Origin of the sequence: Streptomyces sp. NPDC051664, assembly GCF_044453545.1 — a bacterium.
Taxonomy (GTDB): domain Bacteria; phylum Actinomycetota; class Actinomycetes; order Streptomycetales; family Streptomycetaceae; genus Streptomyces.
The window spans coordinates 316,208-338,117 of the sequence record NZ_JBITCU010000007.1 but is presented as its reverse complement, the minus strand read 5'-3'; the positions used below and the strand labels follow the sequence as shown (position 1 = coordinate 338,117).

General features: G+C 70.4%; 22 protein-coding genes. 10 read left to right on the top strand and 12 right to left on the bottom strand.

Features of this window, described 5'->3' with window-relative positions; all coding sequences use genetic code 11:
• Positions 1-2 precede the first annotated feature (2 nt).
• Genes ACIA8E_RS16915 through ACIA8E_RS16900 form a run of 4 tightly spaced genes read right to left on the bottom strand, consistent with a single transcriptional unit; the run spans position 3 to position 5,310 of the window.
• On the bottom strand, positions 3-1,292 hold the full coding sequence (locus tag ACIA8E_RS16915) for a SidA/IucD/PvdA family monooxygenase (protein WP_399298655.1): 1,290 nt from the start codon (positions 1,290-1,292) through the stop codon (positions 3-5).
• A gap of 30 nt (positions 1,293-1,322) precedes the next feature.
• Positions 1,323-2,573 carry an ATP-grasp domain-containing protein gene (locus ACIA8E_RS16910; RefSeq protein ID WP_399298653.1) on the bottom strand — a complete coding sequence of 417 codons (1,251 nt, stop codon included), beginning with the start codon at positions 2,571-2,573 and terminating at the stop codon, positions 1,323-1,325.
• Positions 2,570-5,062, bottom strand: coding sequence for an aminopeptidase N (gene pepN, locus ACIA8E_RS16905; RefSeq protein WP_399298651.1), 2,493 nt, complete (start codon positions 5,060-5,062; stop codon positions 2,570-2,572). Before pepN ends, ACIA8E_RS16910 begins: the two co-directional genes overlap by 4 nt.
• A gap of 59 nt (positions 5,063-5,121) precedes the next feature.
• Positions 5,122-5,310 carry a hypothetical protein gene (locus ACIA8E_RS16900; protein WP_399298649.1) on the bottom strand — a complete coding sequence of 63 codons (189 nt, stop codon included), beginning with the start codon at positions 5,308-5,310 and terminating at the stop codon, positions 5,122-5,124.
• Between the two features lie 213 nt (positions 5,311-5,523).
• Here ACIA8E_RS16900 and ACIA8E_RS16895 point away from each other — a divergent pair, with 213 nt between their 5' ends.
• The 3 genes from ACIA8E_RS16895 to ACIA8E_RS16885 are packed head-to-tail and all read left to right on the top strand — an operon-like array spanning position 5,524 to position 6,675.
• Positions 5,524-5,946, top strand: coding sequence for an MmcQ/YjbR family DNA-binding protein (locus ACIA8E_RS16895; RefSeq protein WP_399298647.1), 423 nt, complete (start codon positions 5,524-5,526; stop codon positions 5,944-5,946).
• Positions 5,924-6,262: a cupin domain-containing protein gene (locus tag ACIA8E_RS16890; protein ID WP_399298645.1), complete on the top strand. Its 339-nt coding sequence runs from the start codon at positions 5,924-5,926 to the stop codon at positions 6,260-6,262. The genes ACIA8E_RS16895 and ACIA8E_RS16890 overlap by 23 nt, the downstream gene beginning before the upstream one ends.
• Entirely contained in the window at positions 6,259-6,675 is a 417-nt protein-coding gene (locus tag ACIA8E_RS16885) for a VOC family protein (protein WP_399298643.1), read from the top strand. The genes ACIA8E_RS16890 and ACIA8E_RS16885 overlap by 4 nt, the downstream gene beginning before the upstream one ends.
• Here ACIA8E_RS16885 and ACIA8E_RS16880 read toward each other — a convergent pair.
• Positions 6,660-7,019: an NIPSNAP family protein gene (locus tag ACIA8E_RS16880; protein ID WP_399298641.1), complete on the bottom strand. Its 360-nt coding sequence runs from the start codon at positions 7,017-7,019 to the stop codon at positions 6,660-6,662. The genes ACIA8E_RS16885 and ACIA8E_RS16880 overlap by 16 nt on opposite strands.
• A 55-nt stretch (positions 7,020-7,074) precedes the next feature.
• Here ACIA8E_RS16880 and ACIA8E_RS16875 point away from each other — a divergent pair, with 55 nt between their 5' ends.
• Complete coding sequence (locus ACIA8E_RS16875; protein WP_399298639.1) at positions 7,075-7,743, top strand: hypothetical protein; 669 nt, start codon at positions 7,075-7,077, stop codon at positions 7,741-7,743.
• Here ACIA8E_RS16875 and ACIA8E_RS16870 read toward each other — a convergent pair.
• Both ACIA8E_RS16870 and ACIA8E_RS16865 read right to left on the bottom strand, forming a co-directional pair.
• Entirely contained in the window at positions 7,689-8,996 is a 1,308-nt protein-coding gene (locus tag ACIA8E_RS16870; RefSeq protein WP_399298637.1) for a cation:proton antiporter, read from the bottom strand. The genes ACIA8E_RS16875 and ACIA8E_RS16870 overlap by 55 nt on opposite strands.
• A 22-nt stretch (positions 8,997-9,018) precedes the next feature.
• Entirely contained in the window at positions 9,019-10,389 is a 1,371-nt protein-coding gene (locus ACIA8E_RS16865; RefSeq protein WP_399298635.1) for a hypothetical protein, read from the bottom strand.
• A gap of 237 nt (positions 10,390-10,626) precedes the next feature.
• Here ACIA8E_RS16865 and ACIA8E_RS16860 point away from each other — a divergent pair, with 237 nt between their 5' ends.
• Genes ACIA8E_RS16860 through ACIA8E_RS16840 form a run of 5 tightly spaced genes read left to right on the top strand, consistent with a single transcriptional unit; the run spans position 10,627 to position 15,441 of the window.
• A complete protein-coding gene (locus ACIA8E_RS16860) occupies positions 10,627-11,643 on the top strand; it encodes a 3-oxoacyl-ACP synthase III family protein (protein ID WP_399298633.1) in 1,017 nt (338 codons plus the stop codon).
• A 21-nt stretch (positions 11,644-11,664) separates the two neighbouring features.
• Positions 11,665-13,563: an HAD-IIIC family phosphatase gene (locus ACIA8E_RS16855; protein WP_399298631.1), complete on the top strand. Its 1,899-nt coding sequence runs from the start codon at positions 11,665-11,667 to the stop codon at positions 13,561-13,563.
• Positions 13,560-13,826 carry an acyl carrier protein gene (locus ACIA8E_RS16850; RefSeq protein WP_399298629.1) on the top strand — a complete coding sequence of 89 codons (267 nt, stop codon included), beginning with the start codon at positions 13,560-13,562 and terminating at the stop codon, positions 13,824-13,826. The genes ACIA8E_RS16855 and ACIA8E_RS16850 overlap by 4 nt, the downstream gene beginning before the upstream one ends.
• Positions 13,816-14,274, top strand: a complete 459-nt coding sequence (locus ACIA8E_RS16845) for a hypothetical protein (RefSeq protein ID WP_399298628.1) — start codon at positions 13,816-13,818, stop codon at positions 14,272-14,274. The genes ACIA8E_RS16850 and ACIA8E_RS16845 overlap by 11 nt, the downstream gene beginning before the upstream one ends.
• A 39-nt stretch (positions 14,275-14,313) precedes the next feature.
• A complete protein-coding gene (locus ACIA8E_RS16840; RefSeq protein WP_399298626.1) occupies positions 14,314-15,441 on the top strand; it encodes an FAD-dependent oxidoreductase in 1,128 nt (375 codons plus the stop codon).
• On the opposite strand, the gene ACIA8E_RS16835 is transcribed toward ACIA8E_RS16840, so the two are convergent.
• Positions 15,359-16,108 (bottom strand): LuxR family transcriptional regulator, encoded by a 750-nt coding sequence (locus ACIA8E_RS16835; RefSeq protein ID WP_399298624.1) that lies wholly within the window; start codon positions 16,106-16,108, stop codon positions 15,359-15,361. The two genes, ACIA8E_RS16840 and ACIA8E_RS16835, sit on opposite strands and share 83 nt — an antisense overlap.
• A gap of 160 nt (positions 16,109-16,268) precedes the next feature.
• Between ACIA8E_RS16835 and ACIA8E_RS16830 the strand changes: the two genes are divergently transcribed.
• The gene (locus tag ACIA8E_RS16830; RefSeq protein WP_399298622.1) at positions 16,269-16,724 is read left to right on the top strand and encodes a hypothetical protein; all 456 of its coding nucleotides are present in this window, start codon (positions 16,269-16,271) and stop codon (positions 16,722-16,724) included.
• Positions 16,725-17,144: 420 nt separating this feature from the next.
• Here ACIA8E_RS16830 and ACIA8E_RS16825 read toward each other — a convergent pair whose 3' ends face one another.
• From ACIA8E_RS16825 to ACIA8E_RS16810, 4 genes are read right to left on the bottom strand one after another with little or no spacing between them, the layout of a single operon-like run.
• Positions 17,145-18,200, bottom strand: coding sequence for a hypothetical protein (locus ACIA8E_RS16825; protein ID WP_399298620.1), 1,056 nt, complete (start codon positions 18,198-18,200; stop codon positions 17,145-17,147).
• 11 nt (positions 18,201-18,211) lie between these two features.
• Entirely contained in the window at positions 18,212-19,138 is a 927-nt protein-coding gene (locus tag ACIA8E_RS16820) for an N-acetylneuraminate synthase family protein (protein WP_399298618.1), read from the bottom strand.
• A 12-nt stretch (positions 19,139-19,150) separates the two neighbouring features.
• The gene (locus ACIA8E_RS16815) at positions 19,151-20,395 is read right to left on the bottom strand and encodes a cytidylyltransferase domain-containing protein (RefSeq protein ID WP_399298616.1); all 1,245 of its coding nucleotides are present in this window, start codon (positions 20,393-20,395) and stop codon (positions 19,151-19,153) included.
• 20 nt (positions 20,396-20,415) lie between these two features.
• Positions 20,416-21,774, bottom strand: coding sequence for a DUF6716 putative glycosyltransferase (locus tag ACIA8E_RS16810; protein ID WP_399298614.1), 1,359 nt, complete (start codon positions 21,772-21,774; stop codon positions 20,416-20,418).
• Positions 21,775-21,910: the final 136 nt, after the last annotated feature.

The following is a 21,910-nucleotide window of genomic DNA, read 5'->3' as shown; positions in this document are numbered from 1 at the left end:
GGTCAGGCGGCCGCGACGTCGGAGACCAGCGGGGACACGGACCGCCGTGTCATCAGGTCGGAGACGATGTCGGCGGAACGGGCGGCCAGCACGCTCAGCAGGGAGTCGGCGATCCCGTGCGTGGCTTCGTTGACGCCCTGGAGGTAGCAGCTCGCGTCGCTGCCCTCGGGCAGCCGCAGCGCGTAGTTGCGGTCGACCCGGATGTCGTCGAGGCCGAACGACGCGCACATCTCGCGGATCATGCGGGGCATGCCGCTCTCGAAGCCGGTTCCGAGCATGACGACGTCGCACCGGAACTCGGAGGTGCGGCCGGTGCGCCGGTCGCAGAGTCCGAGGACGATCTCGCCGCCGTCCGTGCGGGCGGAGACGACGTCGGTCATCGTGACCATGTGCAGCCGCTCGGTCCCGGTGAGCCGCTCGAGATACGTCTGGCGGTAGAGGGTTTCGAGCATCGCGGGTGCCAGACCGGCGTAGTTGGTGCGGTGCATCTCGCGCAGCAGCTGGGCACGCGCCTCGGGCGGCGACTCGTGGAAGGTGTCGACGAACGAGGCGTAGAAGATCTCGTTGGTGAACTTGCTGCTCTCGTAGGAGTTGAGGCCGATCGAGCGCATGATCATGGTGCATTCGGCGGCCGGGAAACTCTGGTGCGTCGTCCAGAGCATCTCGGCGGCGCTCTGCGCGGCGCCGATCACGGCCACGCGGCGGGTGGTCTCCGGGTCGAGCGCGCCCACGGCGTGGGCGAACCCGGTGCTGTGGATGACCCGTTCGGCCGGCAACCGGTCGAAGACCTCCGGTACGTGCGGGTCACGACCCGCGCCGATGACCAGGTCACGGCAGGTCAGCGTGGTGCCGTCGGCCATTGTCACCGACCAGTGGTCGATGCCGCCCGCCGCGTCGCGCCTCGGCTCGACGGACGCGACCTTGCGCCCGTACTCCACCTTCGTGGTGGCGAGGGAGTCCGCGACCCAGGACAGGTAGCCCGATATCTCCAGCCGGTAGGGCGTGGCGCTCCCCAGGTTGATGAACTCGTCGAGCCGGCCCACGGAGTGCAGGTAGTTGACGAAGGAGAAGGCGCTGCGTGGGTTGCGCAGGGTGACCAGGTCCTTGAGGAAGGAGACCTGGCTCTGGCTCCAGGGGAGCAGCATGCCGCGCTGCCAGACGACACCGTCGTGCTGTTCGACGATGAGGGTGCGCTGCGGGGTGTCCGGTACGAGTTCCTCGAGGGCGACCGCCAGGGCGAGATTCGCCGGACCGGCGCCTACGAGGAGCATGTCGATGTCGAGTTCGGTCACTGTCATCTCCTGTGTCGAAGCGGTGGGGGGTCAGCCGAGTTCGAGCCGGACATCGGCGGCGGCCTGCGCGGCGTCGAGCCGGTCGGAGCAGTCCGCGGGCCCGTCGGCCTCACAGACCAGCAGGGCGTAGCGGCAGAGGTTGGCGTAGCCGCGCGGGGGGAGCCGCAGCACGGCGCCGGCCGGGACGATCTGCTCGGCCTCGACCAGGCCGTCCAGGCTGCCGGGGCCCGGCAGGCTGGCCGCGGCGACCGTGCCGTCCTCGGGCGGGTAGCAGAACCGGATGCCCACCGATGTCTTGCGGGTGGGTACGGGCCGGACCGGGATGCCCGCGGCCACGTCGACAGCGACCCGGGCCGGGTCGATGCCGCTGGCCAGCCGCCCGATGTACGGGATGAGGTCGCCGCCGAGGCGGGCGTTGACCTCGACCACGGCGGGGCCGCGGTCGGTGAACTTGATCTCGGTGTGGGTCATACCGTCCTGGAGTCCGAGCGCGCGGTGGGCGCGCTCCAGGGTGTCCAGGAGCGCCGGGTCGGTCAGCAGCGGGTCGTCGGAGGAGACCAGGTGGCCGGTCTCCTCGAAGTAGGGCTCCAGGCCGAGTGACTTGTGGGCGATGAACAGGGGCTGGTATCCCCCGTCCTGCACGGCCCCGTCGATGCTGATCTCCGGCCCGGTGAGCATCTCCTCGACCAGTACGCCACCCTCGTAGTCGGGGTTGCCCCCGCGGCTGGCCTCCTCGGCGGTGGTGAACGCCGCGTCCATGGCCGCGGCGTCCGGGACGCGGACGACCCCGATGCTGGCCCCCATGCCCCGAGGCTTGACCACCACCGGCCAGCCGAAGTCCGTGGCGGCGACCCGGGCCTCGGCGGCGGTGGTGACATGGGCGTACCGGGGCTGGACCAGGCCGGCCCCGGTGAGCAGCCGACGGGTGCGGGTCTTGTTGCGGCAGTTCTCCGCACCGGCCACGGTCAGGCCGCGCAGGCCGAGTTCCTCGGCGATGTGCGCGGTGGCGACGACGAGGGTCTCGTCGTACGACATCACGCCCACCACCCGATGGGCCGCGGCGACCTCTCGGGCGGCGGCGACGAGCGCCGGGACGTCCGGGGTCATCCGGGCGGCGTCGCGCTGCGGGACCACGGTGTGGCCGGCGATGTGGGCGCGCTGCCAGGTGGGTTCGGTGGCGTCGAGCAGCCAAACCGGCCGCTGTCCCGCGGAGGACAGCAGATACTCGCGGTAGCGCTGCACGCCGCTCCCGACCACGAGAGTCAGGCCGTCGGTGGTCATCGTTTCTCCAGCCCCCGCGCCGCGACGACGCGGCGCAGATCGTCGGTGAGATCGCTCAGTGGACGGCGCAGCAGCGCGCCGAGATCCGGTCGCTCCAGCAGGCCGCCGGCCAGCCGCAGGGTGTCGGCGGTGGCTGCGTACCGCGGGTAGAGATCCCGCAGGAGTGCGGGTGCCAGCTGCTCACGGCCCGCGCAGGCGGACTGCAGTTCGATGAAGAAGCGGCGCACGTACGGTGCGGTGAGGGTGCTCTGTTCCGGCTGCCAGAAGCCGGCCGCGAGGGCCCCGACATCGTGGTGCGACAGGCTGCGGTCGGTGGTGATGGCTTCCCAGGCGGCGGCCTTGCCGGCAACCGAGGGCCGTGCGGCGCGGCAGGTGGCCGCCCAGCCCGCCGACTGGCTGCCGGGGCGGGCCCGTTCAGCCGCGTCGATCTCCGCCTCGTCGAGGGCGCCGAGGACGGCGAGCCGGTGGCGGATCCGCCAGCCGAGGTCGCCGTCGGGTTCCCCGGCCGCCACCGCGCCGGGCAGTAGGGCGCCGTTCAGCCAGCCGAGCAGTTCGCTGGTGTCGGTGACGCTGTCGATGAGGGTGCGCAGCACCAGGAGCCGGGAGCCGTTCGCCGGGCCGGGTCCGGTGAGCAGGGTGCGGCAGCTGCCGGCGAGGCCGGCGAGGGCGCCGTCGCGCAGCCCGGGTTCGAGATAGCGGTCCGCGATCTCGGTGCGGGCCTGGCGCAGCACCTCGGAAAGGATGGGGACCTGGCGTTCGGTGGTGACCAGGCCGGTGGCCAGCCGGAGGTAGTCGCGTGCGGGGAGGTCACCGTCCTGTACGGACAGCAGCAGCGAGCCCCACACCATCGCCCGGTTGAGTGGGGAGAGCCGGGGCAGTTGCGCGGCGAGCGCTTCGGTGGCGGTGGCGTCGTAGCGGACCTTGGCATAGGCGAGGTCGCCGTCGTTCAGCAGCAGCAGTTCAGGCACCGGCCGGCCGGTCAGACCGGGCAGTGCGGTGCGTTCGCCGCTGATGTCGACCCGGATCCGGTACGGCTCGTCCGCCCCGTAGAGCCCCACCTCCAGGGTGTGGGGGCGCAGCACGGGATGGCTCTCGGGGGCGCTCTGCAGGATCTCGGCGCTGACGATGCGCCCGTCGCGCGTCGTCAGGACCGGGGTGAGCGTGTTGACTTGGGCGGAGTGAAGCCATGCCTGCGCCCACTCGGTCAGGTCTTCACCGCCGGCCAGGGAGAGTGCGGCGAGGAAGTCGTCGGTGGTCGCGTTGGCGTGGGCGTGGCGCTCGAAGTAGATGCGCAGCCCGTCGAGCAGGGCCGTGTCGCCCAGCCGCGCGGCGAGCTGGCCGAGGACCGCGGAGCCCTTGAAGTAGGAGATCCGGTCGAAGGCGAGCTCGGCCGCGTCGAGATCGGGTGCCGGGCTCACCACCGGGTGGGTGGTGGTGCGCTGGTCGGCCGCGTACCCCTGTCCCTTGCGGCCGGCCGCGAACGAGGTGCGGGCGCCGGTGAACCGGGTCGCCTCGGTCACCAGCCGGTGTCCCATGTGGTCGGCGAAGGACTCGTTGAGCCAGAGGTCGTCCCACCAGCGCATGGTGACGAGGTTGCCGAACCACATGTGGGCCATCTCGTGGGCGATGACCACGGCACGGTCCTCACGGTCCGACTCGGTGGGCGCGGACTCGAACACGAACGTGTCCCGGATCAGGACGCAGGCCGGGTTCTCCATCGCGAGCACGCCGAACTCCGGGACGAAGACTTGGTCGTACTTGGCGTACGGGTACTGCACGCCGAAGAGCCGCTGGTAGGCGTCCAGGCACTGGGTGGTGATCTCGAACAGCTCGGCCTGTTCCCGTTTGAGCGCGTCGGCGAGGGAGGCCCGGCAGTGCAGACCGATCGGCAGGCCGTGGTGCTCGGCGAGGTACGAGACGTACGGGCCGGCGGCCAGCGTGGTCAGATACGTCGACTGCGGTGGGGTGGTGGCCAGTTGCCACCGGTTGGCATCGAGTCGCTCGGCCGGACCGGTGCCGATCACCTGCCAGCTCTCGTCCACGCTGACCCGCAAGGAGAGCGGGATCTTGAGGTCGGGCTGGTCGAAACAGGCGAAGACCCTGGAGGTGGCATCCACCGCGGTATGTGCGTAGAGATACGTTTCGCCGTCCGCCGGATCGACGTACCGGTGGATGCCCTGCCCGTCCCGGGAGTACGCCATGTCGGCGACCACCGTCACGGTGTTCTCGGCCCGCAGGTCCGGCAGGGGCAGCCGTCCGCCGGACAGTGTGGTGACGTCCAGGCGCCGGCCGTTGAGCTCGGCGGAGTGCAGGGTGTGGGGTCGTAGTTCCAGGAACGTCGTCGCCCCGGGCACGGACGAGGTGAACTCAAGAGTGGTGCTGGACCCGAAGATCTCGTCGCCCTGGTCCAGCGCGAGCTCCACGGCGCAGGAGGTCACGTGCAGCAGTGCGGCCCGCTCCCGTGCTTCCAGGTGAGTGAGACGTGTCATGACCGGCCTTCTCTGCCTTTCCTAGTCCAGGGCAGTACGCGACGCGGGGACCGGATCGGTCAGTCCCACTCGAAGTCGTCGGGCACATTCCCGGCCGTCACGGGCGTCGTCGAGCCGGAAGGGACCTGGTCGGCCGAAGCGCTCCCCGCCGCCGTGGCACCGAAGGCCAGCAGGCACACGAACACAAAGCAGAATTTCTTCATGGAGATCTCCCCCAAGATCGAGAAAAGCGTTTCGCGTTCCGCCACCGCATTGCCTGTGGGCACTGCCGTGCGGCGGTCGCCGTCGAGAGAGGAGACTTCCGTCGGAAACCCGGCGCGTCAACGAAGCCAGTGGTGCATAATTTCGCGATGCATATTTCCGCAGGATTAGCCTCCGGCGATCCGGTCGACAGTCGCAACCAGGACAAATCCACCGGATGCCCGCCCTCCGCCCCACCGCACCCCAGGGAGCCGTCCCCCGTGCCACCCACCGCCGAAGACGTCTGCCGCGTGGCCAACAGCCTGCCCCGCACCGAACAGGCACTGGTCCGCGACCGGATCAAGTTCCGGGTCCGGCGGATCGTGTACGCCTCGCTCTCCCGCGACGAGACACTCATGGGGTTCGCGTTCCCGCGCGACGAGCGAGCCGCCCTGATCGCCTCGGAGCCGGACAAATTCCTGCTGCCCGTGGAGTCCGACATGCGCTACAACTGGGCGCGTGTACGACTCTCGGCAGTCGATCTCCAGGAAATGGGAGAACTTGTCCTGTCCGCCTGGGAGATGGTTGTTCCAAAAAGTGTCGCGGCGGCCCATCTGGAGACCTTGCAACTTTTCCCGGAAGGGTTGTTCGGGCCACCTTCGCCAGGGAATAATCTGCCGAATGAGCGGACAGCAGATCTTTGAACTCACCGCACTGGAATCCCTTCAGGAATCGAAGGGTGAGCGCTACTCGGAATTCCTTCGGGCCCCGGCGATGAGTGCGGGCCTCTACACCCTGGCACCGGACTCCTCGGACCCGCAGCTCCCGCACCGGGAGGACGAGCTCTACGTCGTGCTGGCCGGCCGGGCCGAGCTCCGTGTGGACGGCACGGACCATACGGTCTCCGCGGGCACGGTCTGTTACGTGCCCGCGGCGGCGGTCCACCGCTTCCACGCGATCACCGAAGAGCTGCGCGTACTGGTCCTGTTCGCCCCGGCGGAGACGGTGGCCGCCGCATGATTCTCCGTATCGATCACGTCGGCTTCGCCACCGAGGAACCGGAAGCCGCCGCCGCAGCCATGTCCGCACTCGGACTCGGCCGCGAGCACCGCGGCACCGCCGAGGCGTACGGGGTCACCTGCGACTTCTGGGCACCGGGCGGTGAACGCGATTCCACAGCAATCGAGTTGGTCAGCCCGACACGCCCGGACTCCGCGGTGTCCGGGCGCGTGGCCGACGGCGGCGGGGGGCTGTACCACCTCGCCGTCGAGGTCGACGATCTGGTGGCCGAGCTGGCCCGGCTGCGCAAGGAGGGCTTCCACCCGATGGACCGGGAGCCGTGCGCGGGCGCCCGTCCCGGGATGCGGGTGGCGTTCGTCTACGCGAAGCGCCCGGTCGGCCTGATCGTCGAGCTCGTTCAGTACGACAGCTGAGCCAGCGGCCCCGGGGCGAGCGGCGCGGTCACCGCCTGGTAATCGGCGATCATCCCCATGATGACGTCCTCGTAGGGCTGCCACTCCTCGGAGGCATAGAACGCCTCGGACACCTTCAGCCGGTGCTCCGCCGAGTCGAAGACCCGGACCAGGTAGTAGCCGTCCTCGTCCGTGGAGGAGTTGCCGTGCGCGAGGACGGTGATGCCCCAGCGCCGCATCATCGGCACCGTACCCTCGCGGCTGACCCGGTCGAACTCCTCGCCGGTGCCCGGCTTCAGCTTGAACAGCCGCATCTCCAGCAGCCGGACCTCCGCGCCACCGGACTCGCTCGTCGTCATGTTCACTGGTGCGTCCTCTCCTTGTCCTGTCCTTCGTCCTGCACTTCTCCCGAGGTGACCCTTGAACAGCCCAACTCTCGACCAACTCCGGTCCGCCGTCGGACGCTTCAGTCGCTACACCGCGGCGGAGGCGGCCTGGACCACACTGCGCGAGGCGACCGCACCCGCGATCGACCCCGCCGCAGCCGGCCACCGCGCCGCCCTGCTGGCCTGGCTCAACGCGGCGGGCTGCCGCATCCGCTACCCCCGCCCGGGTGAGCCGGACCCCTTCGACAGCGGGGTGGCGCACTGGTGGCAGCGCCGGGGCGGGGAGCTGCCGGCCCCCGGCGTGGCGCTGACCGAACTCGACGACGCCGGGATCGAGCAGGTGGCGTTGTGCTTCGCGGAGCTGAGTGCGACACCCGCCTCGCTGGCACGCCGGCCGCGCCCCCTGGGCCCGACCGCCGCCGCCAAGCTGCTGTACGCGCTGCGGCCCCAGGCCGTGATGCCCTGGGACGCCGCCATCGCGCAGGCCCTGCACGGCGGCCGGGACGGTGGCGCATTCGCCGGGCACCAGCGGCTCGGGCGGGCATGGGGCCGCGCGGTGCTCGACGAGGCCGGTACCGACGAGTCCTCGCTCGCGGCACAGCTCGGCGTGACGGGCCGGCCGCTCGCGAAGATGCTCGACGACTACTGCTATCTCACCCTGACCGTCGGCTGGAGCGCAGGCGCCTCGACGCCGGCCGGATAGAGCCGCTGCAGCAGCGGCCCTGCCATGAGCGTGGTCACCAGGGCCATGATCACCATCGCGGTGAAGGACCGCGCGTCCAGGACACCGAGCTGGAGACCGACATTGAGGATGATGAGCTCGGTCAGACCGCGGGTGTTCATCAGGACGCCGAGGACAGCCGCGTCGCGCCGGTTCGCGCCGGTGAGCAGGGCCGCGCCCGCCGCCCCTGCGAACTTCCCCACGCAGGCCACCACGATCACGGCCGCCACCATGATCACCCCATGGCTGCCCAGCCCCGAGAAGTTGACCGACAGGCCGGTCACGGTGAAGAACACCGGCAGCAGCAGGAGACTGGTCTGCTCGATCCGCTCGGGGACCTGGGGCGCCACGGCGTCGATCTCTTCGCGGGGCATCACCATGCCGAAGGCGAACGCCCCGAAGACCGCGTGCAGCCCGATCGCGTTCGTCGCCCACGCACTCAGGAGCAGACCGGTCAGCAGCACGGCGTGGATGAAGGCGGGGCTGCTGCTCCAGTCGCGGGTCCCGTCGAACAGCCGGCGCAGCCCGGGACGGACCACCCAGCCGAGCCCCACGACGAAGGCGGCGGACCAGAGCAGCATCCGGGCCAGCACCCACGGGTCGCCACTGCTGACCACCACGATCACCACGGCGAGCACGCACCAGGCGAGGATGTCCTGCAACGCGGCACAGGCCAGCGCCATCGCCCCGGTCCGGTGCTTGTGCAGCCCGCGGTCGGTGATGATCCGGGCCAGCACCGGGAACGCGGTGATCGACATCGCCGTACCCATGAACAGGATGAAGCCCAGCCGGCCGTGCGGGACCGCGTGCAACCCGTCGATCCACGGGTGGATCGCGACGCCGAGGCCGGCCCCCAGCCCGAAGGGCAGCACCATCGAGCTGAGCGAGATGGCGGCGACCTGCCGGCCGGCGCCCCGCAGATGGGACGGATCGACCCGACTGCCGACGCCGAACATGAAGAGCGCAAGTCCGACCTGGGCCAGCACCGACAGGTAGGGCCGTATCCCGGCGGGGAACAGTGCCTCGGTCGGGTTGCCCGGCAGCAGACCGAGCACGGTGGGGCCGAGCGCCAGGCCCGCGACGATCTCCCCCATCACCGCCGGCTGCCCCAGCCGTTCCGCCACGCGTCCGCACACGAACGCCGCCAGGATGACGACGGCCAGCCCGCACAGAACGGGCCCTACGACCGCGTCGGCCGCGCCCGCGGCCAGATACTGATACTGATCGGGGGCCATGAGCGGCTCCTCCCTTCCGGGCTCAGTCCTGCGGGGCGGCGGTCTCGTGGAGGATGGGCCCCGCGTAGGCCCCGGTGGCCGTATTGACCACCTCGGCCCCCGATTCGACGGTGGTGGCCCGTGCGTAGCCGCCGCCGTATCCGTTCGCCACGGTGAAGACTCCCCAGGCGACGGTCCACGGCCGCAGCTCCCCCGCCTCGTCCGGGAACAGTTCGACGTCCGGCCGGACCCTCTGCTGAAGGATGTACGGGCCGTCGAGTGCTCCGGCGATCAGTTCGCGCCACCCGTCGTCGGTGACGTCCGGGGACCAGCCGAGTACCACCCCGCTGCCGCCGTGCAGCAACGTCGGCTTGAGTGCGAGTTCGTGACGGTGCGCCAGGGCGTACGACACCAGGTCGGCCTTCTCGCCCGTCGGTGTGGTGACCGGTCCGGATCGGACCATGCGCGTCCACGGCAGGATCCGGTCCAGGCTGGTCAGCTCGTCGGCGCTGAACAGCGACCGGTTGTTCTCGTCCGACAGCATCGCCAGGGCGCCCTTGCCGGCGAACACCTCGGAGTCCATCGGGGTGAAGATCTTGACCTCGCCCCGGTGGGCCGCGTCGAGGATCGGGTCCATCAGCGCGGGCGCCTCGGGATACTCCAGCAGGTCCTCGATGAGGAACATGCGGGAGATGATGTCCACGGGCCGCTCGCCGAGCCAGACCCGGCCGTCCCGCACCTCCAACTGGCCTATGTGGCAGGGGTGGGCGTCGAGCCCGAGTGCCTGCCAGCGCTCGCAGAACTGCTCCATGTACGGCGCCAGGTCCGTGTAGCTGCTCGGCCAGTCGGTCAGCGCGACCACGGGGTGGTCGTCGTGCGTGAAACCGCTCTCCACCAGGATGTTGTTGACCTGCTCCCGCATGGTGTCCACGAAGCCGAGTCCCTTGCGGCGGGCGAAGTCCGCGAGCAGCGGATGCTGCAGCTGCTCGCGGCACATGTCGGCGTTGTCCATGCCGCCGAGCGCGCTGCCCATGTTGAACTCCAGCAGTCGGAAGCCGGCCCCTTCCGCGTACAGGTCCGCCCGGGTCTGGCGGGTCACGGAGGTCCCCCGGCTCCGCACGATGGCGGACACCTGGACGTCGGTCATGCCGACCGCGCGGGCGAATGCCGCCACGTCGCCGCCGAAGAGCCGGTCGGGCAGGCTGACCAGAGCATTGCGCAGGTTTTCCAGGTCGGCGTGGAGCTGCTGCTGCTCGGCCCGGCCGACAAAGAGCGGGCGGGACAGGAATCTGCCTTGGTAGAAGGCATTGAGCAGCTTCGATTCCGGCTGCTTCCCCACCAGTTCGGCAGCCTTCACGCCACGCGTGGAAACATCATTGAGATATTCCTCGGTCAAAGAAACACGATCCGCCATGCGAACCCCTCGTGGTGCGTTCGACATTTCCGGTCAACTGCGGGACGGAACCAGGGTATCCATCGATCGCAGCCCCTCCTAGGTGCAACTTTTCCTGGACCCGAGGTCCCGCATGTCCGAATTGAGATCCTGCGGAATCATGCACCGCAAAAACATGCAGGACCCGAAGTGTTGCGTGGCACCCCCAGGCTCGCGCAAGACTCGTTTCCGACCAGGCGGCCTGATATAGGGAGCCCCATGAATTTCGGAATAGTCGAATTCGGCTACGCGTTCGGCGAGACCTTGGAAGTCGCCCGTGTGGCGGGTGACTTCGTCACCGACCCGGAAAGGGTAATTCGGCTGGGGTACAAGACCTTTCACCGGGCATCCGGTGATGTGTGGGCGGTCGATCTCGCCGAACAGGCCGCGCAGGACGCGCTGAAACGGGCCGGGCTGACACCGGCCGACCTCGACCTGGTCGTACTGGCCACGTCGGAGCACCCTGAGTACCCGCACTGGGACTCCTCGGCCGCGCTCGCGCGTGAACTGGGCATCCCGCGGGTGCAGACCCTGCTCCTGAACGAGGGCTGCGCATCGGGTGTCACGGGGCTGGGCGTCGTGGCCGGCCAGTACGCCGTACAAACCGGCCTGAACCGAGTGCTGTTCGTCGCCGTCAACCGGGTAAGCGAGTTCCATCGCAACCGGATGAACGTCAACAACGCGGTACACAGCGACGGAGCCGTGGCCGTGCTGCTGGAGCGCGGCCACGCCGGCCACCAGTGGGTCTCCACCGCCCAGTTCACCGTCCCGGAACTGTGCGACTTCTTCCGCACCGACTACGGCGGCAGTGTGGCACCGCTGCCGCCGCTGAGCTGGACCAGCCTCACCGCACCGGCCGGCATCCAGCGGGTGCAGCAGCACTTCGGACGAGACCCGCGCCGTCTGCAGGCGTTCGTCCAGGATCTGCTGGACCGGGTCGGCGAGGTGATCGACGAGGCCTGTGAGCAGGGCGGGGTGCGACGCGCCGATCTGGCGCGCGTGATCTACATCAACGACGGCCAGGAGTCCATGCAGGAGATCGCCGACGCGCTCGGGGTCGCGGTGGAACGGACCAATGTCGAACTCGCCTCCGTCCACGGCCATATGGGCGCCGCCGACCAGCTGACCTCGCTCGGTGAACACATCGGGCGCGGTGAACTCGTCGAGGGCGATCTGGTGGCGCTCTGCGGCATCTCGATCGGCATGCGCTGGTACTGCACGCTCATCCGGATCTGACCGAGGGAAGCGAACACCCCGATGGACCCGAAAAGTCTGCTCGACGCACTCCGCGAAGCAGTGTCCGAAGGCCGCACCCCGGGCGCGGCGGAACGACTCACGCTGGCTGTCACGGAGGACCCCGCCGTGGTCCGCCGGGCCGGCACCCTCCTGAAGGGCCTCGCCCCCGATACCGCCGGCCTGCGCCCCGTCCGGGTGGCGCTGCAAGGTACCGGCACCCTGGGGGCTCTCCCCCATATGCTGCGGGCCTCGCTCGTCGGTGGGGGCATGTGTCCCGACATCCGCACCGGGGAGTACGGCCGCTTCGAGATGGAGCTGGCCACCGGTGCGTTCGCGGCACCGCACGGCGCCGGAGTGGCGGACCCCGGTGCGCTACCGGATGCCGTCGTCTGCCTGCTCGCGGAGGAGTTCTTCCTGCCACCCGTGCCGGAGGGCCGGGACATCAAGGAAGTGACCGGCCACGTCGAGAACCGGCTGACCGAGCTGCTCGACCTGGTCCGCTCGGCACTCGGCCGTACCGGCGCGACCCTGGTGCTGCACACCGTGCCGCTCTCCCGGCAGGTGCGCAACTCCTTCATCTCGGTACGGGGCCGCGCCGCACTGGCGCAGACCTGGCACCGGCTCAACGCCGAACTGCTCGGTCTGTCCGCCCAGGAGTCCCGGGTCCTCTGCGTCGACTTCGACGGCGCGCTGGCACACCTGCCGGCTCCGGCCCGCGACAACCGGCTCCACCGGTACGCGGACATGCCGTATACGGACAGCGCCCTGCTGCTTCTTGCCCAGGAGGTGCGCCGGGTCCTGCAGGCGAAGTCCGGGCTGTCCCGCAAGGTCCTCGCGCTGGACGCGGACAACACGCTCTGGGGCGGTGTACTCGGCGAGGTCGGCGCGCACGGCGTCCAGCTCGGTGGTCTGTACCCCGGCAACAGCTATCTGGCCCTGCAACAGGCCGCGTCGGCGCTGCGCGCCCAGGGCGTCGTACTCGTCCTGGCCAGCAAGAACGACGCGGAGCCGGTGAACGAGATCCTGACCGAGCACCCCGATGTCCGACTGCGGCCGGACGCCTTCTCGGTGCTGGCGGCGAACTGGGGCGCGAAGGCGGAGAACCTGCGAGCTGCGGCCGCGTCGCTGGGCCTGTCCACCGACGCGTTCGTCTTCATGGACGACTCGCCGTACGAGCGTGAACATGTGCGCGCGGAGCTCCCGGAGATCGCGGTGCTGGCGGCCGACGGCGATCCGGCGCACCTCAGCGACACCCTGCTGCGGCAGGGCTGGTTCGACGTCCTGGAACTCACGGAGGCCGACCACCGCAGGCCGGCCCTGTACCGCTCGCGTGCTCTGCGGAGCGAGTACTCCGGTGAGTTCACCTCGTCCGACGACTATCTGCGCGCCCTGGACATCCGGCTCATGGCCGCGGAGGCGACGGCGTTCACCACCGGCCGGATCGCCCAGCTCGCGGCCCGTACCAACCAGTTCAACCTGACCAACATCCGATTCGACGAGGCCGCCACGCACACGATGCGGGAGTCGGCCGACCATCTGGTGGCGTGCTTCTCCGTCGAGGACCGGTTCGGCGACGAAGGCCCGGTGGGCGCCGCCTGGGTCGAGTGCGGGGCCGAGGAGTGGCGGGTGCTGAACCTGGTGCTCAGCTGCCGGGTGCTCGGCCGCGGTGTGGAACTGGCCGTCACCGACTGGATCTTCGGCCGGGCCGCGGCCGCGGGCGCCCGGCGGATCACCGCCGACTTCGTGCCGTCCGCGAAGAACGGCATGGCGGCCGACACCTGGGAGCGGGCCGGCCTGCTGCCGGTGGATGACGCGGCGCCGGACGGCACCAGGTCGTTCGCCCGCGCATTGGATGCGCTGACACCGGCCGCCCCCGACTGGATCACCCTCACCTCACGGAAGAAGGAAGACGAACGATGAGCACTGAGACCGAGTCCGGCAGCGAGGCCCGCGTCGCCGCGCAGGTGATGGACATTCTCGGCGGAGTACTGAATGCCTCCCCCGAGGAGCTGGCCGCCGAGCCGGTCCTGGCCACCTACAACTGGGACAGCATGGCCACGCTGGAGGCGCTGGTGGCCTTGGAGAGCGAGTTCGGGATCGAGATCGACCTGCGGGAGCTGCACACCCAGCACACCGCGGTCGACCTGGTGAACCTGGTCAGGGCGGCCATCGATGCCCGCTGACGACTTCGCGTTCCTGCACGGCGAGTGGACCATCGCCAACCGCCGGCTGAAGACCCGGCTGGCCGACGCGGACGACTGGGAGGAATTCCTCTCCTCGGCCTCGGTGCGCCCGCTGTTCGGCGGCGCCGCCAACATCGAGGAGATCCACTACCCGGACGACGGGGTGAGCGGGCTGACGCTGCGGCTGTACGACCCGGTCCGTGATGTCTGGACGCTGAACTGGGCCACCAGCGCGGACGGCCGGCTCTTCCCGCCGGTGCAGGGCGGCTTTCGCGACGGGTGGGGCGAGTTCTACGGGGACGACGAGTACGCGGGCACACCGGTGCTCGTCCGGTTCGTCTGGTCCGGAATCTCCCCTGGGTCGGCACGCTGGGAGCAGGCGTTCTCGGTCGACGGCGGCGCCACCTGGGAACTCAACTGGATCATGGACTTCAGCCGTACCGCGTAGTTCCGCCGCTGCGGGCGGACGAAGGGAGACGAGACGGCAATGCGTATCGCGGTGGTCGGCGGGGGTCTTCTGGGCGCACTGCTGGCCTGGCGGCTCGCCACGGTGCCCCGGGACGGGGAGCGCCCCCGGATCGATCTCTGGACGGGGTCCCCGCGCAGGCGGGACCGGGATGCGACGAGCAGCTCCGGCGGGATGGTCCGGGCGTTCGAGACGTCGCCGCGCGACAGCGCGCTCGCCGCGCTGGGTCTCGCCGAACTCCGCTCGGACGCGGCCCTGCGCGACTGGGCCGAGTTCCGCGAGGTGGGCTCGGTGGTGGTGCGCTCGCCCGGCGCGGACGCCGACGCGTCGCTGCGGGCCGTCGAAGCGGTACTGCCCGGTCAGGCCGAACTGGTGGACCTGGCCGGGATATCGCGGATGTTTCCGTTCCGCGGGCTGCCGCGGGGCAGCTACGCCGTCGTGGAGCGGCGGGCCGGCCATGTGTCACCGGACCGGCTGCGGGATGCGGTGCTGGCCAGGCTTCCGGTCACCGCAGTGAACCGCCTCGCCTGCGATGTGGCGCGCGTCGACGCGGCGCCGTCCGTGTGTCCGGTGGGTGGCACCCCGATCGGGTACGAGATGGTCGTGCTGGCCACCGGCCCGTGGACGCCTGCGCTGCTCGCGCGCAGCGGGCTGGACGGGACGGGATACCGCACCAAGCAGATCGAGTACACCCGTTTCACCGGGTGGCCGGACGGCCTGGGCGTGTTCGTCGACGAGACCTCGGGACTGTACGGCAGGCCGACCGGGCCCGGAACCGGAATCCTGGGGGTGCCCACCGACCGGTGGGATGTGCGGCCCTCGGCCGCCGTCGTGGACCGGGACGGTGCGGAACGCCTGCTCGACGCGGTCCGGACCCGGCTGCCCGGAACCGGACCGTCTGCACTGAGGCCCGCGGCCGTGGGGGTGCGGTGTGTCGCGGCGGTGGACTGCTACCACGACACACCGGGCGTCACGCTGCGGGCGGTCTCTTCCGGTGAAGGGCTGTTCACCTTCACCGGAGGAAGCGGCGGAGCGGTGAAGACGGCTCTGGCGGCGAGCAGGGAGGCTACTCGCCTTCTGCTCGGTGCAGCCTCTCGTCCGTCCCCGGGTCTGCCTCCGTTTCCCGCTCCTGGTTCGTGGCGAGCATGACACCTAACTGGACCAGGTTGGAGGCATGCAGCTCGGCCTTGATGGCGGCGACGTGGTTGTCGTAGGCGCGCTTGCGCAGGCCGACCCGGCGGGCAATGTACGAACCACTGTGACCGGCCATCAGCAGGTGCTTGATGCGCCGGCGGATCTCCGGCACCACATCGGTGGAGGCCGCGTGCGGGCCGGTGACGACGAACGGCTTCCCGTGCGACCAGGCCCGGTCGTAGACGTCGGTCAGGAATCCCACCACTCCCGGGTCCGTGATCGCGCACGCACTGCTGTGCTCGGCGGACGTGGACACGACGGCCACCGTGGAATCGACGATCACCATGCGGTCGAAGTGCGAGTCGGCCACCGTCCGTACTTCGACGCCGAGTTCGGCGCCACGACGGACGTACTCCTTCATCGGTTCGTTGAAGCGCGCGACATGCTGGTAGATCGTCCGGACCCGCACTCCGCGTGACAGACACTCCAGGGTTTTGGGCAGGGCACGTTCCAGTGCCTCGGGCGAGCGGGACCAGCCCGGCTGGGCGGTGCGGATCTCGGCCGTCGCCGTTTTGGCCGCCTCTTCGATGTAGGCGTTGATCGTCATGGCAGTGGTCAGATGGACCAACGACCGCTGCCCCATGGGGTGTTCGTACTGGTATTGACGGAAGCTGTCACTCATGCGATCCCCCTCGCGCAGAACAGGCTATTTTGTAGCTCAAGTTGCTCGGCGGACGAATTCTAGAGCGCAGGGCCGGATCGTTTCACCCGTCACGGGAGAACACGTGCGAACCGCCGGCGGGCGCGCGCGGATCACCGCCGCATCCGGCGATGATGGCGCCATGCATGACTTCGATTTCCTCCACGGCACTTGGGACGTGGCGAACCGACGCCTGTCCGAACTCTTCACCGGCTCCACCGCTTGGGACGAATTCCCGGGGCACGCGGTGATCCGCCCGGTTCTCGGCGGAATGGGCAACGTCGACGAGATCCACTTCCCCACCAAGGACTTCCGCGGGGTGACGCTGCGCCTCTACGACCCTTCGTCCGGGCAGTGGAGCCTGCACTGGGCCGACACCACGACAGGTGCCCTGCTTCCCCCGGTGACCGGCGGCTTCAGCGACGGACGCGGCGATTTCCACGGCGACGACACCCACAAGGGGCGCCCTGTCCGCGTCCACTTCGTCTGGTCGGACATCACGGAGCACTCCGCCCGCTGGACCCAGCGGTTCTCCGCGGACGACGGGGCGAGCTGGGAGACGAACTGGACGATGGACCTCACCCGCACCGGGCGGTAGCGCTTGCGGCGCCGGTCCGCGGTCCCGGGAGGCGTGCACGGAGGCGCGCAGGAAGTGCGGACCGGATCGCCGGAAATGGCCGGTCCCGGGAGGAAACCCGTCAGCTCACACCGCACGCACGGGCTCCCATGCCCCTCGCGGTGGACCGCACAGCGGAAACGCATTGCCGTGATCCGGAGTTTCCCGGCAGCCTGCGGATCGGCGACTCATCGACGAAAAGGGATTCCTCCGGTGCGGCCGACGCCGTGGAGAGACTGCGCGAAAGCACGTGGCTCCGGCTTGTTCGTGGCGAGTCCGCAGGAGAGACTCAGTTGGTCGAACGATTCCGCGACCTCCGGTATGACACCGGGGCATTGAGGACGAGCACCAGCGCGTCCTTGTCGGAGAACGGGGCGGTGCGCCTCGGATGCCCCGTCGGCGCTACGCCTTCGTCACCGCCGTCGCCCGCCACGGGGCAAGCCGCTGTACGTCGCGCGCCGTCTCCGTGACTCCGCTCAGAAATCCCTGCGCGCGCGGCGAAGCCGTGTCCCGCAGCCATTCCGGGGCGATGTCGCAGACCGCGACCTTGACCTCCGTGCCGACCAGTGCGAGTGGCAGTGTGTGGACGACCGTGGACGGGAAGCTCAGGACCGTGCGGCCGATCGGGCCGCGGCGGGCGATGAGTTCCAGAGGGAGGTCCGGGCGGACGATCTCCAGGCCGGTGGCGGCTTCCAGGGCGTGGAGTTTCTCGGCGGACTCCCGGCGGTGGGCGAAGTAGCGGGTCGCACCGTGGGTCCGGGCCAGGGCGGAGACCGCCTCCAGGTACTGCTCCTGGTCGATGACGCCCGTCTCGACCAGGGATGTGCCGACCAGATCCGCGCCCCGGGTGAGCAGCGGCGGACCGAAGCGGGCACGGGTCCAGGCGAAGGTGTTGGGGGTGACCGTGATGCCGGCCGGAGCCTCGACCGGCATCGCTGTGAATACCTCGACCGTACGGGTCCTCGACGGGGTGAACCGGCGGCGGGCGGTGGCCGTGACCGGGGCCAGGACCAGATCGCGCGCGCCGGAGCTGCCGCGCCGGTGCCAGCGCACCAGCCGTTCGCCGCGCGCCAGTTGGGCGACGAACTCCATCGTGGCCGTGCCGTCGTCGACCACCGTGAGGCGGCGGGCGCGGACCATCGTGAGGAGCAGCTGCACATAGCGGGAGAACGGGTCGCCGATCACGATCCGGTCCGCCCTGCGCAGCAGTCCCGTCAGTGCGCGCAGGGTCTTCAGCGGCCCACCCGCGCCGCCGCGCGCCTCCTGCCAGCGCACAGTGGCGCCTTCGTCGCGGGCCAGCTCCACCATCCGGCGCAGCTGACCGCGCGACATCGGGTCGACCGGGGGGAGGACGACGACCGTCATGTCCGAACGGACCAGGTCGTCGCCTCCCTCTGTGTAGGCCCACTCCAGGACGTTCAGGAGCTGGACCGGGCTCTCGACGAAGGCGAGGTTCACCGGTCGGCCCGTCAGACCGCGGCCGGCTCGGCGGCCGGGGCCGCCTCGGCGACGACGCCCGCGACGCGGCGGAGCTTCTTCATCGGGCCGAGCTCGGACTCGTACACCTTCTTGACGCCGTCACCGAGGGAGGCCTCGATCGTGCGGATGTCGCGGACGAGGCGGGTGAGGCCCTGCGGCTCGACCGAGGCGGCCTGGTCGGAGCCCCACATGGCGCGGTCGAGGGTGATGTGACGCTCGACGAACGCGGCGCCGAGGGCGACGGCGGCGAGGGTCGTCTGGAGGCCGGTCTCGTGGCCGCTGTAGCCGATCGGGACGTTCGGGTACTCCTGCTGGAGGGTGTTGATGACGCGCAGGTTCAGCTCCTCCGCCTTCGCGGGGTACGTCGAGGTGGCGTGGCAGAGCAGGATGTTGTCGCTGCCGAGGACCTCGACCGCGTGGCGGATCTGGCGCGGGGTCGACATGCCGGTGGAGAGGATGATCGTGCGGCCGGTGGCGCGCAGCGAGCGGAGCAGCTCGTCGTCGGTCAGCGAGGCCGAGGCGACCTTGTGGGCGGGGACGTCGAACTTCTCGAGGAAGGCGACGGCCTCGGTGTCCCACGGGGAGGCGAACCAGTCGATGCCGCGCTTGGCGCAGTGGTCGGAGATGGCCTGGTACTCGGCCTCACCGAACTCGACGCGGTGGCGGTAGTCGATGTACGTCATCCGGCCCCAGGGGGTGTCGCGCTCGATGTCCCACTGGTCGCGCGGGGTGCAGATCTCCGGGGTGCGCTTCTGGAACTTGACGGCGTCGCAGCCGGCCTCGGCGGCCACGTCGATCAGCGCGAGGGCGTTGTCGAGGTCGCCGTTGTGGTTGATGCCGATCTCGCCGGTGATGTAGACGGGCTGACCGGGGCCGGCGGTGCTGGTGCCGAGGGTGCGCAGGCGGGAGGTGCTCATGAGGGTGTTTCCTTACTTGGTGGTGTTGTTGGTGGGGGTGGACTGGTGGTTTGTGAGAGTGGGGCCGAGCAGCCAGGCCGCGATTTCGCGGATGGCACCGAAGCCGCCGGGGGTGGTCGTGACGGCGCGAGCCGCGGCGCGTACCGAGTCGTGGGCGCTGGCGACGGCGACGGGCCAGCCGGCGAGGGCGAAGCAGGGCAGGTCATTGACGTCGTTGCCGACGTAGAGCACCCGCTCGGGCGCGATGCCCTGCTCGTCGCACCACTGCTTGAGCGCGAGGTCCTTGCGGTCGATGCCGTGCAGGACGGGGATCCTGAGCTTGTTGGCTCGGGCGGCGACGACCGGGTTCTGCTCGGTGGACAGGATGAGGAGGTCGAGCCCGGACTTGCGCAGGGCCGCGATGCCTAGGCCGTCGCCGCGGTGGACGGCGACGATCTCGCGTCCGTCGGCGTCGATGAGGACGCGGTCGTCGGTCTGGGTGCCGTCGAAGTCGAGGACGACCGCGTCGATGTCGTCGCGGGTCGGCAGCGGCGACGGGTCGAGGAGCGGCGCGAGGGCGCGGGCGCGGGCCAGGTCGTGCGGGTCGTCGATCTCCAGGACCCGGGCGGGGTCGGTGCGGACCAGCGCGGTGTCGCCGAAGAAGCGGTGGCGGTGGGTACGGAAGCCGGCGACGTTCATCGCGTACGCCGCGCCGGTCTCCAGCAGGTCCTCGGGGCGGTCCTGCCGCATCTGCCGGACGCCCTTGTCGTGGTTGACGCCGTAGGCGTGGTCCTCGACGGCGGTGCCGTCGCGCCATATGAAGCCGTGGAAGGGGGCCACGGTGACGGCCGTGTCGGCGCCTTCGCGAGCGACCGCCGCGGCCACGCCGTCGATGTCCTCGCGAGTGAGGAACGGGCTGGTGCACTGGACCAGCAGCACCACGTCGACGGTGCGGTCGTGCATCGCCTCGTACGCGTCGAGGGCGTGCAGCACCGCGTCCTCGCTGCTCGACTTGTCGCCCGCGATGGCTGCGGGACGCTGCACGCAGTGCAGCCGTCCGGAGGCCCCCAGCGCTTCACCCGCGGCCCGTGCGGCGGCGGCGATGGCCACGTCGTCGGTCGTCACGACGACGTCGGTGACCTCGCTCGACCCGAGACAGGCCTGCACCGCGCGGGCGACCAGCGGTATGCCGCCGACCTGGGCGATGTTCTTGGCCGGGACGCCCTTGGATCCGCCGCGGGCGGGAATCACGGCGAGCACGGTCGGGGTCGGGGTCATCTCTGCTCCTGAAGTGGTGTTCACAGTTCGCCCATCCGCCGGATCACGGGGGCGACCCGCTGGACTCCCTGCCGGTACGCCCCCCGCGCCGCCTCCCGGACGGCGTCGCGGACCGCGCCCCGCACCCCGCCGGTCTCGCGCGGCGCCGCGGCGCCCGGCAGCGGGTGCCCGTCCGGGGCCAGGTGGTGGCGGGCGAGGATGCCGGGGAGGTAGCCGGGGGCGGTGGCGGGTGTGTAGTACGGAGTGAGGTCGGGAAGGCGGTGCTCGGCCAGCAGCGCGTCGACGCGGGCGCGAGCGGTGTCGTAGGCCGTGTCGTACGTGCCGTCGGCGGCGACACCCTGGCCGGCCAGCCACTTCTCGTCGGGCTCCGGATGGGAGCCGCCGTCGAGCCGGTCCCACGAGGTGAGCAGGCCCGAGCCGATGAAGTGGTGGTTGCCGAGGGTCTCGCGGACGCCGAGGTCGGTGAGGATCGCCGTCGGGATGCGCCGGTGCAGGGACTCCAGCGCGGCGGTCGAGGAGACCGTGACCAACAGGTCGGTGCGGTCGAGGACCTCGCCCATGTGCCCGTACACCAGGCTGAAGTTGGGCGGCAGCCCGCCGGGAAGCTTCTCCGCGAGCCGCTGGTACGGAAGTTCTTCGATGTGCGTGGTGTGCTCACCCGGCTTGGAGCGCAGCTTCAGCAGCACCTCGCGGTCGGGGTGCAGCCTGGCGTGCTCGACGAGCCGGCGCAGCAGGTACGTCCGGTCGGCACGGGAGGCCGGTACGGAGGGCTGGGCTGCGAACACGACCGTGTCGCGGCCCTCCTGCCGCCGGTGCGGCGCGCCGCCGAGGAACGGCAGTGCGGCCTCCGTGACGGCCGAGGCGTCGGCGCCCACTCCTTCGTACACCGCGCGGAAACGCTCCGCGTCGTGTCGGGAGTTGGCGAGGACGACGTCCGCCCCGTGTCGCAGCAGCAGCCCGTCGGCGAGCTTCTCGTAGACGACACCGACATAGCCGGTGACGACGACAGGCCTGGCGGCCAGCCGCAGGGCGGCGAGGCCGTGCAGCATCGCCTGGACGGCGCCGCCGACCAGGGCGAGGACCACTGTGTCGTACCCCTCGTTCCGCACGGTGTCCAGGAACTCGACGGCCGTCACCTCGCGCACCCGGCCGGTCTCGATCCCTACGTCGCCGACCTCGGCGAGCTGGCGCGGGGTCGGGGTCGCACGGCCGCGCAGCAGCAGTCCGGTGATCTCGACCGGCCGGTCCGCTGCCGGGGGCGCGTCCGGGGCCCCGGTGGTGAGGCGGCGCGCGGTGAGCGCGCCCCATTTCCACCGGGTGTCCGAGTCGGCGAGTACGGCTACCCGGAGCGCCGTCGTCTTGCTGGTACGTGGGGGCACGTCCTAGAAGTTAGGAAGGCATTTCGATTGGCGGCCCAACGTGGCGGCAACAGATGGTTAACAGCCCACCGACTGTTGGCGAATCAGCTCCACAAATGCCCCGTAATCCTCTCGGATTCGGACCGGTTCACCATTC

Excerpts from the sequence above, each read along its gene's own strand:
- ACIA8E_RS16820 (WP_399298618.1), bottom strand. The coding sequence starts at position 19,138 with ATGAGCACCTCCCGCCTGCGCACCCTCGGCACCAGCACCGCCGGCCCC.
- ACIA8E_RS16855 (WP_399298631.1), top strand. The coding sequence starts at position 11,665 with ATGGACCCGAAAAGTCTGCTCGACGCACTCCGCGAAGCAGTGTCCGAA.
- ACIA8E_RS16840 (WP_399298626.1), top strand. The coding sequence starts at position 14,314 with ATGCGTATCGCGGTGGTCGGCGGGGGTCTTCTGGGCGCACTGCTGGCC.
- ACIA8E_RS16865 (WP_399298635.1), bottom strand. The coding sequence starts at position 10,389 with ATGGCGGATCGTGTTTCTTTGACCGAGGAATATCTCAATGATGTTTCC.
- ACIA8E_RS16815 (WP_399298616.1), bottom strand. The coding sequence starts at position 20,395 with ATGACCCCGACCCCGACCGTGCTCGCCGTGATTCCCGCCCGCGGCGGA.
- ACIA8E_RS16835 (WP_399298624.1), bottom strand. The coding sequence starts at position 16,108 with ATGAGTGACAGCTTCCGTCAATACCAGTACGAACACCCCATGGGGCAG.
- pepN (WP_399298651.1), bottom strand. The coding sequence starts at position 5,062 with ATGACACGTCTCACTCACCTGGAAGCACGGGAGCGGGCCGCACTGCTG.
- ACIA8E_RS16830 (WP_399298622.1), top strand. The coding sequence starts at position 16,269 with ATGCATGACTTCGATTTCCTCCACGGCACTTGGGACGTGGCGAACCGA.
- ACIA8E_RS16845 (WP_399298628.1), top strand. The coding sequence starts at position 13,816 with ATGCCCGCTGACGACTTCGCGTTCCTGCACGGCGAGTGGACCATCGCC.
- ACIA8E_RS16910 (WP_399298653.1), bottom strand. The coding sequence starts at position 2,573 with ATGACCACCGACGGCCTGACTCTCGTGGTCGGGAGCGGCGTGCAGCGC.
- ACIA8E_RS16890 (WP_399298645.1), top strand. The coding sequence starts at position 5,924 with ATGAGCGGACAGCAGATCTTTGAACTCACCGCACTGGAATCCCTTCAG.
- ACIA8E_RS16850 (WP_399298629.1), top strand. The coding sequence starts at position 13,560 with ATGAGCACTGAGACCGAGTCCGGCAGCGAGGCCCGCGTCGCCGCGCAG.
- ACIA8E_RS16885 (WP_399298643.1), top strand. The coding sequence starts at position 6,259 with ATGATTCTCCGTATCGATCACGTCGGCTTCGCCACCGAGGAACCGGAA.
- ACIA8E_RS16860 (WP_399298633.1), top strand. The coding sequence starts at position 10,627 with ATGAATTTCGGAATAGTCGAATTCGGCTACGCGTTCGGCGAGACCTTG.
- ACIA8E_RS16870 (WP_399298637.1), bottom strand. The coding sequence starts at position 8,996 with ATGGCCCCCGATCAGTATCAGTATCTGGCCGCGGGCGCGGCCGACGCG.